Annotated in this window: 13 protein-coding genes; 11 read left to right on the forward strand and 2 right to left on the reverse strand. The window is 39.7% G+C overall.

Annotated elements, in window-relative coordinates; all coding sequences use genetic code 11:
- The first annotated feature begins 85 nt into the window (after positions 1-85).
- Positions 86-1,168 (forward strand): serine hydrolase domain-containing protein, encoded by a 1,083-nt coding sequence (locus tag CHB66_RS06950; protein ID WP_089239359.1) that lies wholly within the window; start codon positions 86-88, stop codon positions 1,166-1,168.
- A gap of 424 nt (positions 1,169-1,592) precedes the next feature.
- Here CHB66_RS06950 and CHB66_RS06955 read toward each other — a convergent pair whose 3' ends face one another.
- Positions 1,593-2,582: a fasciclin domain-containing protein gene (locus tag CHB66_RS06955; RefSeq protein ID WP_089239361.1), complete on the reverse strand. Its 990-nt coding sequence runs from the start codon at positions 2,580-2,582 to the stop codon at positions 1,593-1,595.
- Positions 2,583-2,768: 186 nt separating this feature from the next.
- On the opposite strand from CHB66_RS06955, the gene CHB66_RS06960 reads away from it, so the two are divergent.
- From CHB66_RS06960 to CHB66_RS06995, 8 genes are all read left to right on the forward strand, one after another.
- Positions 2,769-4,466, forward strand: a complete 1,698-nt coding sequence (locus CHB66_RS06960; protein ID WP_089239363.1) for a glycoside hydrolase family 10 protein — start codon at positions 2,769-2,771, stop codon at positions 4,464-4,466.
- A 15-nt stretch (positions 4,467-4,481) separates the two neighbouring features.
- Positions 4,482-5,744 (forward strand): MFS transporter, encoded by a 1,263-nt coding sequence (locus tag CHB66_RS06965; RefSeq protein WP_089239366.1) that lies wholly within the window; start codon positions 4,482-4,484, stop codon positions 5,742-5,744.
- Between the two features lie 480 nt (positions 5,745-6,224).
- Positions 6,225-7,769 carry a glycoside hydrolase family 3 protein gene (locus tag CHB66_RS06970; RefSeq protein WP_089239367.1) on the forward strand — a complete coding sequence of 515 codons (1,545 nt, stop codon included), beginning with the start codon at positions 6,225-6,227 and terminating at the stop codon, positions 7,767-7,769.
- Positions 7,770-7,941: 172 nt separating this feature from the next.
- Positions 7,942-8,448 carry a winged helix-turn-helix domain-containing protein gene (locus tag CHB66_RS06975; RefSeq protein ID WP_089239369.1) on the forward strand — a complete coding sequence of 169 codons (507 nt, stop codon included), beginning with the start codon at positions 7,942-7,944 and terminating at the stop codon, positions 8,446-8,448.
- A 90-nt stretch (positions 8,449-8,538) separates the two neighbouring features.
- The gene (locus tag CHB66_RS06980) at positions 8,539-10,008 is read left to right on the forward strand and encodes a hypothetical protein (RefSeq protein WP_089239371.1); all 1,470 of its coding nucleotides are present in this window, start codon (positions 8,539-8,541) and stop codon (positions 10,006-10,008) included.
- Positions 10,005-11,195 carry a glycosyltransferase family protein gene (locus CHB66_RS06985; RefSeq protein ID WP_089239373.1) on the forward strand — a complete coding sequence of 397 codons (1,191 nt, stop codon included), beginning with the start codon at positions 10,005-10,007 and terminating at the stop codon, positions 11,193-11,195. The genes CHB66_RS06980 and CHB66_RS06985 overlap by 4 nt, the downstream gene beginning before the upstream one ends.
- Before the next feature lie 174 nt (positions 11,196-11,369).
- Positions 11,370-12,491: a hypothetical protein gene (locus tag CHB66_RS06990; RefSeq protein WP_089239375.1), complete on the forward strand. Its 1,122-nt coding sequence runs from the start codon at positions 11,370-11,372 to the stop codon at positions 12,489-12,491.
- 207 nt (positions 12,492-12,698) lie between these two features.
- Complete coding sequence (locus CHB66_RS06995) at positions 12,699-13,664, forward strand: polysaccharide deacetylase family protein (protein ID WP_089239377.1); 966 nt, start codon at positions 12,699-12,701, stop codon at positions 13,662-13,664.
- Between the two features lie 95 nt (positions 13,665-13,759).
- On the opposite strand, the gene CHB66_RS07000 is transcribed toward CHB66_RS06995, so the two are convergent.
- Entirely contained in the window at positions 13,760-14,188 is a 429-nt protein-coding gene (locus tag CHB66_RS07000; protein ID WP_089239379.1) for a response regulator, read from the reverse strand.
- A gap of 388 nt (positions 14,189-14,576) precedes the next feature.
- Here CHB66_RS07000 and CHB66_RS07005 point away from each other — a divergent pair, with 388 nt between their 5' ends.
- Positions 14,577-15,089 carry a transcriptional regulator gene (locus CHB66_RS07005; RefSeq protein ID WP_089239381.1) on the forward strand — a complete coding sequence of 171 codons (513 nt, stop codon included), beginning with the start codon at positions 14,577-14,579 and terminating at the stop codon, positions 15,087-15,089.
- Positions 15,090-15,442: 353 nt separating this feature from the next.
- Positions 15,443-15,811: a four helix bundle protein gene (locus CHB66_RS07010; RefSeq protein WP_089239383.1), complete on the forward strand. Its 369-nt coding sequence runs from the start codon at positions 15,443-15,445 to the stop codon at positions 15,809-15,811.
- Positions 15,812-16,259 lie beyond the last annotated feature (448 nt).

The following is a 16,259-nucleotide window of genomic DNA, read 5'->3' on the forward strand; positions in this document are numbered from 1 at the left end:
TGCGAAATCCGCGCGCCCCAATCCCCTGACCCCTCTTGGCAATCCCCCCCTCTACCTTTACCAATTTTTTTCCTTAAAATTAAGCATGATAAAGTACTCCTTTTTCCTTTTAGTTGTACTCCTATTTTCTTGCAAGGAAATGGAAACACCAAGCAATGAAAACACTTACTTTCCACCTTTAATTGGAACAACCTGGGAATCTCTGTCCCCTTCCTCCTTAGGGTGGAATGAAAATGAATTAGAAGGACTCTACGATCTGCTAGAATCGGGCAATACCCGTGGTTTTATTGTTTTAAAAGATGGAAAAATAGCCATTGAGAAATACTTTGGAACGCAATTGATCGGAAACCAACCCTTCAACCAAAACTCAATCTGGTACTGGGCCTCTGCAGGAAAAACACTTACTGCCGCACTAACAGGCATCGCTCAACAAGAAGGTTTTATAAATATCCAATCTCCAAGTTCAACGTACCTCGGAACCGCTTGGACTGCTGCAACCACTAGCCAAGAAAATGCGATCACAGTCTGGCATCAACTTACCATGACCACAGGGCTAGACGATGGAGTCAACAATAGAGACAATACTAGTCCAGAAAGCCTGAGATACCTAGCCGCTCCAGGAACAAGGTGGGCTTACCACAATGCCCCCTACACCCTTTTGGAACAAGTGATTAGCAATGCCTCCAATAGAAACTTTACTGATTATTTCAATGACAAAATAGCCTCGAAAATTGGAATGGCAGGCACTTGGCAAAAGATCGATTTCAATAACGTCTACTTCAGCAATACCAGAAGTATGGCAAGATTTGGTTTATTGATTTTAAGGAAAGGGAAGTGGCAAAATCAAGAAATACTCAGCGACAAAGCATTTTTTGAACAAATGGTCTCAACTAGCCAAAGCATAAATCCAGCATATGGATACCTATGGTGGCTCAATGGTAAATCTCCATTCATGATTCCCACACTTCAATCACAATTCAACGGAATTTTAATCCCAAATGCACCCTCCGATATGATCATTGCAGCAGGCAGAGATGGACAGTTCGTTTGTGTTGTTCCTTCTCAAAATCTAGTCCTAATCAGAATGGGCCTAGACACAGATGATTCATTAGTTTCCTTCATCTACCTTAACCAAATCTGGACTGCCCTCAATCAAATCTTAAAGTAAGACATCTTGCTATCTTTCAACCCCAAATCCTCCGATGAATCGTGTAACCGTCTAACCGATTAGTACCCCTACACAATTACTCAGTTACTCCTTCAACCCCCTCGCTTAACCTTCAATCCCCTCGCTTAACGTTTAACCCTTAACCCTAACCACCCCAATCCCTCGGGAAACTTAATCACCCAATCACTACTTAAATCTGCGAAATCTGCGTATTTACCTTCCTCAGGGAGGATCCGCGAGCCCCAATCCCCCTCCGTTGTGTCCGTTGCGTCATCGTTGCGATCGCCGCGAGAAACTTTATTTCAAAAAAAGCCTTTTAGAGCTCTTTGAGGAATGTAGAGAGCTTTGTGTTCCAAAGATCCGACCCAACAAAAAAAGCCCCAGTCTCCCAGGGCCTTCTCAATTTCACATTTATATTCAACTATTAAGGTAAAATAACCTTATCAATTACATGAATTACACCATTAGTCGCTTGGATATCTGTTGCTACAATACCTGAAGTCCTATCATTTTGGTCAATCAAACTTGGGCCAGATACATCTACAGTCACTTCATCACCCGAGAACATGGTGATAGTTCCATTAGATAAGTCTGTGGAGAAAACCCTCCCATCAAAAACATGATAAGCCAAAACACCCTGTAATCCTGCAAGTCCAATTCCGTCTTCTTCATCTATTAATTCCTCCAAGGAACCGAATCCTAGTTCACCCAACAGATCTACAAATGCATCATTTGTTGGAGCAAATACTGTTAAATTATTTGTGGTTGCCAAAAGATCAACAAAACCAGCAGCAACAACAGCTTCAACAAGAATAGAAAAGTTCTCATTTCCCAGAGCTACCTCTACTATGTTTTGAGAAGGCGGAAGCAATACCGCGTCTATTGCATGAATCACACCATTTCTTGCTCTGATGTCAGCCGCTACGATGTTCGCTCCATTGATTGTTAAGTTGTCAGCCGAAATCCCTATAAACTGTCCATTTACTGTTGGTACGAAAGTGTTGGTAAGATCAGTAGAAAGCACTGTTCCAGCCACAACATGGTACAATAAGATGTCTCTAAGACCAGGAAGATCTCTCACATTTCCAGGGTTCAATCCTAATTCAGCAAATGCCGCATCCGTTGGAGCAAATGCCGTCAGATCATTTCTTGAAAATACAGATGCCAATCCGGTAGAACCCAAGGCTGCATTGAATGTGCTGAAGGTGGCTCCTGCATTTCTTCTTTCATTCGCTGCACCCGCATTGCTTGGGATACCATGCTGCATTCTGTCAATGGTAGTAGGAATGTCATAAAGAGCAACTTCAGCATCCAATGTTGGTGATACTTCTTCTAGGTCTGCACAAGCAGTAAACCCTAATGCAAAAATGGTCAACACCGCTGACCAAATAAGCTGGTTTGTTTTTAGTTTCATTTTTTGTGTAGTTTAGATTAGGTTATTTGTATTTGATAACCGTTAAACCACCATGGTTTTTATTTTGTTTGAAGAATTATTTCGCTATCAGATTGAATTTTAGAATTTTAAAGGGTCAATCGTGCAATTAGCAACTTGAACTGTTATATTTTTACTTCCAATTTCATACAGATCCTAAGTCTTACCATGTCAAAAAGCTATTTTTATCTTAAGTCTCTTGCAGTCAAAGTACTAGATGAATTTAACCTGAGCACGATTTCCATCATTTTATTTCTTGCCTTGCTTTACCTAAGTGGCTGCACTGCCTCAAGGCCTGCTGTCACCCAAAAGCCAAGTACTGAGCCTATCTCAACCTCTAAACCTAACACAAGTATTGGCCTTCCTGAAAAATCCAGTAATGCGTCCTTCTACAACACCTACGAACTCACACTTAAAGAAGGTAGAAGAGAGTTCAGAGGCATTTGGATTGCCACTTTAGCCAATATTGATTGGCCTAAATCAGGCATGGATTCATGGGAAAAGCAAAAGTCTGACTTTATCGCTTTATTAGATTACTACCAAAATCTAAATTTCAACGCAGTCATTGTACAAGTCCGAACAGCTGGGGATGCCTTTTACCCATCTCGATTTGCTCCTTGGTCAAAATATCTAACAGGCCAACAAGGCAAAAAACCTAATACCACAGAAGATCCCCTTTCTTGGATGATCCTCCAAGCCCACCAGAGGGGAATGGAATTTCATGCTTGGCTCAACCCTTATCGAGCCACCTTTGACCTCGCTACAGACCAACTCAGCCCACAACATGATTTTTACAAACACCCAGATTGGATGATCAAATATGGGAACAAGTATTATTACAATCCTGGAATACCTGAAGTGCGCAAGCACCTGACCAACATCATTCAGGAAGTTGTTCAAAACTATGACATCGACGCCATTCATTTTGATGATTACTTCTACCCTTATAAAGTCGAAAAGGAAATTTTTAGAGATCAAGATACCTATAAGAAATTTGCTCAAGGACAATCTCTCGAAGACTGGAGAAGAAATAACGTGAATCTCCTGATCAAAGAGGTACATCAGACAATCATAGCTCAAAAACCTTGGGTACAATTCGGTATCAGCCCCTTTGGTGTATGGAGAAATAAAGATAAGGATCAAAATGGATCTAATACCCGCGCCGGTGTCACAAACTATGATGACCTCTTTGCAGACCCCATCACTTGGATGAAAAATGGCTGGATTGATTACATTATACCGCAGTTGTATTGGAGCATGGATTACAACTTAGCAGCACACCGAGAATTGGTGTCTTGGTGGGCTAGAAACTCCCATCAAACCAAGATCTATATCGGTAACAGTCCCTACAAAATCAGAGATAATGCAGATAAGGCTTGGGACAATCCCAGTGAAATTTCTAACCAAATTGAATTCGCGAGAAACTTCAAGGAAATAGCTGGAAATGCCTTCTTCTCTGCTAATTCACTTTATACAAAAAATAAAGACGTAGCCAACCTAGTCAAAAAGGAGAATTATAGATTCAGAACCCTGACCCCTCATTTTATATCAAAAAGTACAAATAACTTCCTTCCTAGCCCAAAAGCGGAACTCCAAATAGAGCATGGAATCCCGCAATTATTCCTACCATTTGCCATCGATCCCCAATATAGGTTTGCCTTAGTCTATTCAACCAATGACTTAAACCAAGTCAGTCAAAAAACAGATGGAATACCATTCAAAAAAATCTATCTTAACGACCGAAACAAAAATCTAATCATCCTTGATCAACAGGATTTAAGCCAGCAATTCTTAGTTTTGACCTTCATGGATAGATTTGGAAGAGAGAGCAAAGCTCAGGTCTTTGAATTGCTCAAAAAACTCTAAAGGCCTTTTATTAGCATGCAAAACAATACCACCAATAAACCCTGGATTTGGGTTCCTATGCTTTACCTCACCGAAGGACTACCTTATGTGATGATCATGACAGTCTCTGTCATCATGTACAAAAACCTCGGCGTAGACAACGCCGACATAGGCCTTTATACCAGTTTCCTCTACTTACCCTGGGTGATCAAGCCCTTTTGGAGCCCTTTAGTAGATCTTTTTGCTACCAAGCGAAAATGGTTCCTAGCCATGCAATTCCTGCTCGTGCTTGCCTTTCTGGGCGTTGGACTAGCGCTACCGACCAACTCCTTTTTTATACTCAGTCTTGCTTGTTTTTGGATTGCAGCATTTGCATCAGCAACCAATGACATCGCTTCTGACGGGTTTTACCTGATCGCACTCAAAGAAGACCAACAAGCCTTCTTTGTAGGCCTTCGTACCACCTTTTACAGAATAGCATTCCTGACAGGACAAGGATTGATTGTCATCATTGCAGGTTTCCTAGAACAAAAATTTGGAGACAATACCCAAGCTTGGTCACTAACCATGGTATCAGTTGCAGGTTTGATGCTATTGCTTACATTGGGAAATCTATTCAACACCCCAAAGGTAGAATCAGCCATAGATTATCAAAAAGCCAAAACACTTTCTTTCTTAGAAGTCTTTGTAAGTTTCTTCCGAAAAAAGGAAATCGGATTGGCACTAGCTTTTATCCTGACCTATAGGCTAGGGGAGTCCCAACTGCTGAAAATGGCCTCTCCATTTTTGCTAGATGATCAATCCCTGGGTGGGTTAGCCTTGACTACCTCAGAAGTGGGGTGGATTTATGGTACCTTTGGAATCGTAGCCCTTTCTGTTGGAGGCATAGTAGGAGGGATAGTGATTTCGAAAGATGGACTAGGAAAATGGATGATGCCCATGATCTTAGCCTTGAATGTTCCCAACCTATTTTATTACCTTTTAGCCAACCTCCAACCCGAATCCATTTGGTTTGCAGGAGCAGTGGTAGTCATCGAGCAGTTAGGCTATGGTTTTGGCTTTGCAGCATTTATGGTTTACCTTATATATATTGCAGAAGGACTTTCCAAGACTTCCCATTATGCCATTGCCACAGGTTTCATGGCCCTAGGAATGATGCTTCCCGGAATGATATCTGGCTTTATCCAAGAAGCATTAGGCTACGAAGGCTTCTTCATCATCGTAGTACTAGCTGCCCTCCCCGCCATCCTCCTCTCCAGATTCATCACTTACCCAAAAGACTACGGGAAAAAACAATAAGACACAAGATGCAAGATGCAAGACACAAGACAAAAGACACAAGACAAAAGACACAAGATGTAAGACATAAGATGCAAGATGCAAGACAAAAAAAACAACAAAAAGCAGAACCTTGTAATCGTGTAACGATTAGAAACTCTACCCAATTACACAATTACTCCTTCAACCCCCTCGCTTAACCTTTAACACTTAACGTTTAACCCTTAACCCCCGACCCCTCGGGGAACTAATCTTAGAGCTCTTTGAGGAATTTAGAGCGCTTTGTGATTTCCTCCCGTTAGGGATGATTCCAAAAATACAACCCAAAAAAAGCCGAATCATGCAATCGACTAGATCCCTACCCAGTTACACAATTACACAATTACTCCTTCAACCCCCACGCTTAACCTTTAACACTTAACGCTTAACGCTTAACACTTAACCCTTAACGTTTAACCCTTAACCCCCCGACCCCTCGGGGAACCAACTAACCAACACCCCATGAACCGCCTCCAAAAAATAGCCCAACTCTTTTCTCCCGCAGCCTTTGTCCATGACTCAGAAGAGGAAATACAAAAACTGGAGCAACTTATCAAATTACAGCAAATAGGAGGGGTCACCTTTTTTCATAGCAGACACAGTGCTGCCGCAAACTTTGAAGGCAGACAGGAAAAATTAACCTTTGACAATTCCTTGGAGAAACTCAAATCCCTCATAAAACGCTACCAAAGCATCAGCAAAACCCCCTTATTGATTAGCATAGACGCTGAATTTGGTCTTGCCATGCGCATAGAACAAACCCCACAATATCCCTACGCCATCACCCTTGGCCAACTACCTATTGAAATGGAGCCACTCATCTTTGAGTCAGGCAAACTGATAGGAGAGGACCTCAAGGCCATCGGTATACACCTCAACCTAGCACCTGTAGCAGACTGCAATACCAACCCCAATAACCCAGTCATCGGTTACCGAGCTTTCGGAGATGACAAAGAAAAAGTCAGCCGCTTTGCATTAGCCCAATACAAAGGCATGATTGCAGGAGGGATAGCTGCTTGTTACAAGCATTTCCCTGGTCATGGAGATACCGCAGTAGACAGCCACCTTGGATTACCAATCATCGACAAAACTAAAGAACAGCTATTGCAAGAGGAGCTTTATCCATTTATAGCAGGTATCAAGCAAGGTGTTGACATGATCATGGTCGGACACTTGGCAGTTCCAGCATTGACAAAAGGGGAGAGGCTTCCTGCCTCTCTCAGTAAGCATGTACTCAAGAATCTCTTGAGAGAGGAACTCGGGTTTAATGGGATAGTCATATCAGACGCCCTCAACATGAAAGCAGTCTCCGAGCTATATCCAACCAAAGGGGAATTAGAATGGAAAGCCTTTGATGCTGGAAATGACATCCTTTGTTTCTCTGAAAACATCACCGAAGGCATCCATTACATCAATCAAAATGCTACAGATGAACAAATAGATCTCAGCTATCAGCGAATTTACAATTTAAAAAACAAGCTTGGACTCAATACAGCCTCCAAACCAACTTTTTCAAAACTGAATGACAACAAGGCCAATACTTTCAATCAAATTGTAGCGCAGCAACTATTCAACACCCATTGGGATAAAGCCCAAATAACCCATCTATTAAAACCCAAAGATAAAATAGCCTTCATCGCAGCTTTCAACAACCTAGAGGATTTGAAAACACTTGAATTCAATAATTTAAACTTTCATGAAACCCATCAATTAGAAGACTTAAATCAACAAAAGCTAGATCTAATCACAGAAGAGCAAGCATGTATCCTGGGGATATTCCTACCATCCGCCAAGCCCATCAATCAATTTGGAATGGATCAAGCAAGCATAGACAAAATCAAAGTGCTATCACAGAACCCCAATGTCCTGATCATTCATTTCGGAAACCCACTAGCAACTAAAATCTTTATAACCTCTCAATCCAAATCCACCATTCTCCAAGCCTATCAAGCCCTCCCCGAATTCCAATCCCAAGCCTGGAATCATCTACAAACCCTCCGAACCTAAAAGTAAAGTAGCAAACCTTCCCAACTTTCCAAACATCCAACCCCAATCCCTCGGGACATTCCCTCCACACCCACTTTGCATTGTCAGCATAAGATTTTATTTTTGATGCGTTGAGTAAATTTTTTACTCGCACCTTTATTGCTTAAACTACACATAATATAACTCAATCATCTTGCTAGACTCTATCGTTACGTCCAAAACTAGAATCAAACTACTCCTTAAGTTTTTTTCAAATAACAACTCGAGTTACCTTAGAGCACTTGCAAAAGAGTTTGATGAATCCACCAACTCTGTGAGGGTTGAACTTAATAGACTCACAGAAGCCGGACTCCTAGTCGCTGATGAAGACGGAAAAACTAAAGTCTATAAAGCCAACAATACGCACCCATTCTTTAATGAAATCAAAAATATGGTTTCCAAATTCCTAGGCCTTGACGAACTCATGGAGAAAATTGTAAATCGAATGGGAAATGTGGAAAAAGCATACATCATTGGTGATTATGCCATGGGGATTGACTCTGGAACCATCGAACTCCTACTTATTGGCAAAGACTTGGATATAGAATACCTTGATTTTCTAAAAGAAAAAACCTACGAAAAACTCAATAAGAAAGTAAAAGTAGTCATATTGGAATCAAGTCCCTCAGATGTAATGGGGATTTTGATCTTTGGTAAATAAGGGAACTTAGTTATGAGGTTAATTAGGAGAAAGGAAAAAGAAAGTTAGTTTTTAAGTTGATTACGTTAATTGTAGAGGAAATATAAATAAGTGGAAGGAATTCCTGAAATTCTGAAAAATATGCCAAGGTCATTGCTCATATCTTTACTTTTTATCATTATTCTTTTTCAGATTTTCTCTGAGAAAATACCCGTTAACGAAGGTGCTTTTGGTAATGGGGTTTTCTACCGGGAGGTAGCCACAGCGTTTTTAGACCAAATCAACTCTGATGATGGCTATACCTTTCTTCAAGTTCAAAGAATACTGCCTTTTGCCCTATTGAATGCCATTTATATCTTGTTCGGTTTTGATTTTGATAGCAACTCCCTGATAATAGGAATGTTGATCTTTAACCTACTTGTCATCACCTTGGGAGTCTATTGGTATTTAAAAATCATCAAAAAACTTCGTCTAAACTCCAAATTAGAAGCCTTAGGTTTTATCCTTTTGTTTTTAACTTTTCCTGTACTCAAACAATACTGGTACGACCCCTTCACTACTGATTGCTTAGCTTTTGTCTTGGGAATTGGACAAGTGAATTACTTCATTAGATATGAAAAAAGTAAACTTCTCCTGATCTCTCTAATAGGAGCATTTGTATGGCCAATCATTTTCTTTGCAGGCTTGATTTTACTGATACTTCCCAACAAAGCCTTAGAAGTCTACCAAAAGGAAAGAACCAAAACCTTTTTTCCAACCTTTGCTATTGCGGTGATAATCGCTTGCGCCGTGATCTTGTCTTATAGTTTTGATAGGGTAGGACAGAACTTTACTACGCATGCGGTCATATGGCATAAACTCTCGCTGCTATCCCTTACGCTTTTTTTACGCTATGTCATGGTCAATAATCCCATCAATTGGGAAAAATCATTGCCATTATTATTGAAGAATTTTCAGTTTAAAAATTTATTCACAGTCATCACCGCTAGTCTTGGAATCACCCTGATCATCCTCTTGATTTCTAGTAATAATACTCAAATTAACCTTTTCCAGTGGTTTCAGAATTTTTGGAATAAAAATCTTAGGTACCCGCTTGACTTCCTCCCTGCTCACACTATTTATTATGGCTTTTTATTCCCTATTCTGATTGTGTTCATTAACAGGGTCAACAAGGCCATAGCAAAATTAGGCGTTGGTTTTTTTGTCCTTTTCCTCATCATTGCTTTTTTGACGATCCACCCAGAATCAAGACTGTTGATCTCCTTTGTCCCATTCTTAGTCCTGATGATACTCAAAGCACTGAGAAGATATAACCTTTCAAATACTGACCTCTATACTGTCTTTGTCATCAATATTCTACTCAGCTCGTTTTGGTTACCAATCAACTCTGAACAATTGATAAATACACTTTCCCAAGGAACATATCCACAAAGCTTTGCCGACTGGAAATATTTCATTCACTTTGGTCAATATTTCAACTTTTGGACCTACTTGATGGCTACCCTTCTCTTTGCCTTACTAATCTATGTTAGCACACAGTTTAAAAAACGCTACTTCAGAGAAAAAGAATACGAATCATGAAGAAGCTCTTATTCATCACTTGGGATGCTGATACCAGCAACTACCTGGAAGCCTTATTCTTCCCGATATTCAATAAATTGACCAAAAATACCAATATCCAAATTCATGTTATACAGTTCTCTTGGGCCAAAACTCAAGAAGTACTTAGACTCCAGCAAATCGCCCAAATTCAACAAATTACATTTTCTCATGTATATGTGAATAAAGATATGTGGGGTATGCTTGGAGTGCTGATTGCCCTTTTCAAGGGATTCCGAATCATCAAGGACTATATCAAAAATCACCACATCACACATCTGATGCCTCGATCTACCATGCCTGCTTTCATCTGTAACCGCATAAATGGCTGGCTCAAAGCCAATCAAATCAAATTGATCTTTGATGCAGATGGACTACCCCTAGAGGAAAGACTCGATTATACCTCGCTTTCAGCAAATAGCCTTCAATACAAATTCCTCAAAAAACAAGAAACTATAATGCTACTCGCTGCTGATAGCATCTTGGTCAGGTCAAAAGCTGCTATTGAATTCCACAGAAAGCGCACCCCTCTCTTACCTCTTAACAAATTCCACATCGTTAGCAATGGAAGGGATGAAGACTTATTTCATTTCAATCAAGCGGAACGAACTCAGACTAGACAAGAACTGGGAATAGAGAATGACGCAAAACTTTTTATTTATACTGGCTCCTTAGGTCCTCAATATGCACTGGATGAAATGCTCCTAATATTCGCAGCATATCACGCATCCAACCCAAATGCCAAACTCCTCCTGCTCTCTAGAATGCCCGTTAGATTCAGCCCCCAAATCCCCTCACAGATTAGAAGGGCAACCATCATCCTTCAAAAGAACTTCGAAGTGGTTCCTCGATACCTCTCAGCTGCAGACTTCGCATTCTGCCTACGCCTCCCAGCTCCCAGCCTAGCTGGTATTGCTCCCATCAAACTCGGAGAATACCTCTTGATGGGATTGCCCACAATCATTTCAAAAGGAATAGGGGACCTGGATCTATGGGCAAGTAAACAAGCATTCTTGCATACTTATGACCATCTTAACTCCAATCGATTCAACAAAGTCTTAGACTGGATGACCACAAACAATTTCCCTAAGCAACCAATCATCGATTTCGCAAAATCCAAACTCAGCCTCAACCAAACAGCTATCCAATACAAATCAGCTATAAGTTAGATTTTCTCTTTATAGCTTACTTGTAGAAGCAAACTTGAAAATATTGATAAATAGTAGTAAATAACACCGATCAACTCAAGGCTAAAGCCAACCGTCGTCCGTCGTCTGTCATTGTCCAATAACCAATAACTAAGCACTATCAACCTAATCCTCCTCATACCACTTTTCACCCTAATGGCCTATGCGAACCATAGAATTGCCAAAAGAAATAACCTTACCCGCTATGAAAATCTATCCCTTCAATTCCTTTTCATTTACCACTTACTTTTTACATGGATTTTTACTTCCTTCCTAAACTCACATGGTGGAGACGCAATCAAGTATTGGAACCTTGTCGCAGATGCCTCCCAAGAAGCCCAAACTTGGATGCAATACTGGGGAAACCGAACTTTTTTCATCCAATGGTTAAACTACCTCCCATCTAAGTTCGCCGGACTCAACTTCTGGGCAGGAAATATGCTTTATGCCCTTTGCTCTTTCTTAGGCTTTAGAATCTTATTCATCTACTTGATTAAAAATAGCCATAAAGACCTAGCCATTTCATGGAAAGGCTTTCTCCTCTGGATTTTACTTTTTCCAAATATTCATTTCTGGACCTCTGGAGTAGGGAAGGAGGCCTTACTCTTTACTGCCGCCTGCTATGCCCTCATAGGTTTTACTGCTATCCACAAACACTACTTACAAATCTCCCTTGCTATCTTATTAGCTTGGTGGGTAAGGCCTGTTTTTGGTGCAGCACTCATCCCAGTCTTTTATTTCGCCCTATACCAAAGTTCAGCGTTTAAAAAGTCCCATAAAATCCTAATCTCAGCTTTGGTGACAGCAATCTTGTTGTATTTCACCTACCAACTCACGATCATGATGCATCTTGAAGCTTACGATTTCAAAGGCCTACAAGATTTCATCTCCAGTCAATTCTTATTCCTTGAAAATTTTCAGGCAACTTCTGAAATCCCTATGGGCCAATACAACCTCTTTGAGAAATTAATAGCCCTATTTTTTAGACCCTTTTGGCACGAAATCAATGGATTCTGGTACTTTGCAGCGGCCGTGGAAAATACCACTTTTCTATTATTGCTGATATTTGCATTTTATAAGTCCATAAGGAATAATGCATCTCAAATACCCCCAGCGCTGATTTATGGAGTACTTTACGGTCTCATACTAGCCAGTCTTTTGATTTTCTCCATGAATAATCTCGGGATTATCATGAGAATGAAAAGTACATATATGATATTTTTATATATTACAGCAGCATTTATCATAATACCAAATGATAAAGAATCTAATATATAATAAAATCCATCGTCCAGTATCATCCCCTTGCTGTCGGCTATCGACCGTCAACCCCTCCCGATTCCTCGGGAGATTCCTCGGGAGATTCTTCGGGAGATTCCTCGGGAGATTCTTCGGGAAACTCAATTTCTCAATAACTAATTTAACCCAATCAACTAATAACTAACCACTAATAACTAACCACTAATAACTTTATAGCCTATTAATATGTCAAAACCCACTTTTATTATTTCTTTAGATTTTGAACTTCACTGGGGGAGGTTTGATAAGTATAAATTACAGGACTTTCAAAAATACTACCTCAATACCATCAAATATGTTGTCCCTAGATTGTTGGAACGTTTTGATCATTACAATATCAGAGCCTCCTGGGCTACTGTAGGTATGCTCTTAGCCGAAAATGAAGAAGAATGGACGCAATTTGCCCCAACTATCAAACCCAATTACGATAACCCTAAGTTTTCTCCTTATACATGGAACCAAGCCAACAACTACAAAACCCTTCATGGACTTTTTGCTCCTGATTTGGTCAGACAGATCGTAAACCTTAAATCCCAAGAACTTGCTTCTCACACATTTTCCCATTACTACTCTTGCGAAAAAGGACAATCCTCTAAGGCCTTCAAAGCTGACCTGCAAGCAGCTAGAAACATCGCTAAAGAAAAATTTGGAGTACTGCCAAAATCTCTCGTTTTCCCTAGAAACCAATACAATCAAAATGCCTTAGATATTGCGCAAGCTGTGGGATTTGAAACCTACAGAAGCAACCCCAATGATTGGTTTTGGCAAAATACCCAAGAAGAAACCATGCTCAAAAAAATGTTCAGAACAGGTGATACCCTTGTAGCACTAAGTGATAATTTTCTTTTTGACCTTCCTGATAAGAATTCAGATTTAATTCTCCCCATTCCAGCATCTCGCTTATTAAGACCATTTAGAAAGGTTTCCTTTCTGCATGAAATCAGGATAGAAAAGATTAAAAAAGAATTATCAATTGCTGCAAATAAGAACAAAGCTTACCATCTTTGGTGGCACCCACACAACTTTGGCCATTATCCCGAGGAAAACCTTCATTACTTTGAAATGATTCTCCTTCATTACCAAAGATTAAATGAATCCCACGGCATGCAGTCCATCTCAATGGCCGACTGTAAAACTCCTATGATACACTAGATTATGCAGTAGCTTGCTCTGACGTTAAGTAACCTGCTAGCTTCTAGTTAATCATAAACCTACTGTCTCAATACGAATATTTAATCCGCAATCCCTTAAGAATACATAAAAAATTTCTCTATAGCATCTATAGATTCTATAGAAAAAGGCTTGATGATATACCCATGCACATTCGGATCCATATTCGCACGATTTATATCCTCAGGGTTGCATGAACTAGACAAGACCACGATCCTAAAAGAATCCTTGGTGGCACTATCTAGATCATTATAAAGCCTCAAAAAATCCCACCCATTAAAATTTGGCATATTCAAATCCAACAAAACCAAAACAGGATTTTTATTTACCAAACCCTCCTGCAAGCGGATGATTTGACCCAAATAATAAAATGCTTCCAAGCCATCTTCAAATTTCCATATCTTATGAAGGTAGCCCGTGCGCCTAAGAAACTTTGAATTTAATATATTGATCACCGGATCATCATCCACCAATAAGATTGCTTCAAATTCGTTGATATTTGTCATGCCTGATTTGCTTACGGTTATATGATTAAAAAGTATTGATAAGAAGGCCAATGACCCCACAACAGTACATTTTCAACCTAATCATTCCAAATATTAAAATTTTACAATCAAAATACAATAGGTGTTTTCACGTAAACTGCTTTTTTTCATGTAAACGTAAATAATCTGATGACAATTTCCCCATCCCCAGACACTATCCCGAAAAGTGTATAAACCTTTTTCAGGACGAGACACTGGCCCGTCACTAAAATGATCCAATGGGATCATTTCTTAACGTTCCGTCCTCCTTTTCCCTCCCAACCCTTTGCACCTCCAAAAAATCTAAAAATTCCCTTTGCTATTTATATTCAAGCGAGTACTTTTGTTACTCGGTAAGCAAACACCTTTCATGTTAGATTCTTTGATCACTTCCAAGACTAGACTGAAACTTTTAATTAAGTTTTTTAGCAACCCCAAAAACCAAGGTCACTTGCGCGGGCTAGCCGACGAATTTGGAGAATCTACCAACTCCATCCGAAAGGAACTCAACAACCTATCTGACGCAGGTTTCCTCCTCAAAATAGCCGATAAAAATAAAATCGATTACCAAGCCAATATCAACCACCCCTTCTTCTCCAATATCCAAGACCTCATCCGAAAATATCTCGGTCTTGATAAACTTTTGGCAACAGTTTTGGAAAGGATGGGAAATGTTCATGAAGTAGCGCTGGTAGGAGACTACGCTAGAGGAATGGACTCAGGTAAAATTGAAGTCGAAATTACAGGTTTTGAACTCAATGAAGAATACTTAGATACCATCTCAGACAAACTCCAAGATATTATTCACAAAAAAGTAATCTTCAAAATTCAAGACCACATAACCGACCCAGAAGCACTCTTGCTCTACCAAACCCAGGATTGATAGCTTTTCCCTATCTTCCTGATTATTATGCTTTTTACCCCACCGCTAGGTCCCCCTCATGTGACCGACCGGGCGAAGCTGTATAAAGAGGTTAAAGGTTCGAAGGAAAAGAAAAAAGGATTCCCTCCTCTTAAACTAATATAATAATAAAATGGAAAACGGTGAAAGTCAAGAAAGGCATCTCAAGCCATCCCTTTTTCCTTTAACCTTTTCCCTCAAACATAGTAAATAGGCAAATGGTCAATGTTAGAAAAGGAATCTCGTGCGATCCCTTTAACCTTTCCCCTTTTCCTTTTAACCTAAAATAACCATCCCTTTAACCTTTTACCTTTATCCTTTTTTCTAATTTAAACATGGAAATAAAAACCTTTGAGGACCTAACAATTTGGCAAAGAAGCTTTAGACTTGCGGTTGATGTATATAAAGAGTTTGTATCATGTAAAAGTTTTAGTGTAAGAGATCAATTAATTAAATCTGCACTTTCAGTTCCTTCTAATATTTCAGAAGGCTTTGAAAGAGAATCAAATAAGGAATATATTCGCTTCTTAGATATTGCGAAAGGTTCTATAGGTGAGTTAAGAACGCAATTATTGTTTGCCCAAGAAGTTGAAATCATAAAACCCGAAAATTGTCAGCCCATGATTCAGGAAGCAAAAGAAATCAGCAAAATGATTGGAGGGCTAATTAAATCTCGAAAATCAATTCAAAATAAGAAAAGTTAAACGGTCAAAGTCAAAAAAAGCATCTCAAGCCATCCCTTTCCCCTTTTAACCTTTTCCCTTTTCCCTCAAACATAATAAATAGGCAATCGGTCAAAGTCAAAAAAGGCATCTCAAACCATCCCTTTCTCCTTTAACCTTTTCCCTCAAAAATAATTAAATAGGCAAATGGTCAATGTTAGAAAAGGAATCTCGTGCGATCCCTTTAACCTTTAACCTTTTTCCTTTCCCCTCAAAAATAATTAAATAGGCAATCGGTCAAAGTCAAAAAAGGCATCTCAAGCCATCCCTTTCTCCTTTAACCTTTTCCCTCAAAAATAATTAAATAGGCAAATGGTCAATGTTAGAAAAGGAATCTCGTGCGATCCCTTTAACCTTTAACCTTTTTCCTTTCCCCTCAAAAATAATTAAATAGGCAATCGGTCAAAGTCAAAAAAGGCATCTCAAGCCA

Source organism: Belliella buryatensis (assembly GCF_900188245.1).
GTDB lineage: Bacteria > Bacteroidota > Bacteroidia > Cytophagales > Cyclobacteriaceae > Belliella > Belliella buryatensis.

Excerpts from the sequence above, each read along its gene's own strand:
- CHB66_RS07005 (WP_089239381.1), top strand. The coding sequence starts at position 14,577 with ATGTTAGATTCTTTGATCACTTCCAAGACTAGACTGAAACTTTTAATT.
- CHB66_RS07010 (WP_089239383.1), top strand. The coding sequence starts at position 15,443 with ATGGAAATAAAAACCTTTGAGGACCTAACAATTTGGCAAAGAAGCTTT.
- CHB66_RS06960 (WP_089239363.1), top strand. The coding sequence starts at position 2,769 with ATGTCAAAAAGCTATTTTTATCTTAAGTCTCTTGCAGTCAAAGTACTA.
- CHB66_RS06970 (WP_089239367.1), top strand. The coding sequence starts at position 6,225 with ATGAACCGCCTCCAAAAAATAGCCCAACTCTTTTCTCCCGCAGCCTTT.
- CHB66_RS06995 (WP_089239377.1), top strand. The coding sequence starts at position 12,699 with ATGTCAAAACCCACTTTTATTATTTCTTTAGATTTTGAACTTCACTGG.
- CHB66_RS06985 (WP_089239373.1), top strand. The coding sequence starts at position 10,005 with ATGAAGAAGCTCTTATTCATCACTTGGGATGCTGATACCAGCAACTAC.
- CHB66_RS06990 (WP_089239375.1), top strand. The coding sequence starts at position 11,370 with ATGGCCTATGCGAACCATAGAATTGCCAAAAGAAATAACCTTACCCGC.
- CHB66_RS06965 (WP_089239366.1), top strand. The coding sequence starts at position 4,482 with ATGCAAAACAATACCACCAATAAACCCTGGATTTGGGTTCCTATGCTT.
- CHB66_RS07000 (WP_089239379.1), bottom strand. The coding sequence starts at position 14,188 with ATGACAAATATCAACGAATTTGAAGCAATCTTATTGGTGGATGATGAT.
- CHB66_RS06950 (WP_089239359.1), top strand. The coding sequence starts at position 86 with ATGATAAAGTACTCCTTTTTCCTTTTAGTTGTACTCCTATTTTCTTGC.
- CHB66_RS06955 (WP_089239361.1), bottom strand. The coding sequence starts at position 2,582 with ATGAAACTAAAAACAAACCAGCTTATTTGGTCAGCGGTGTTGACCATT.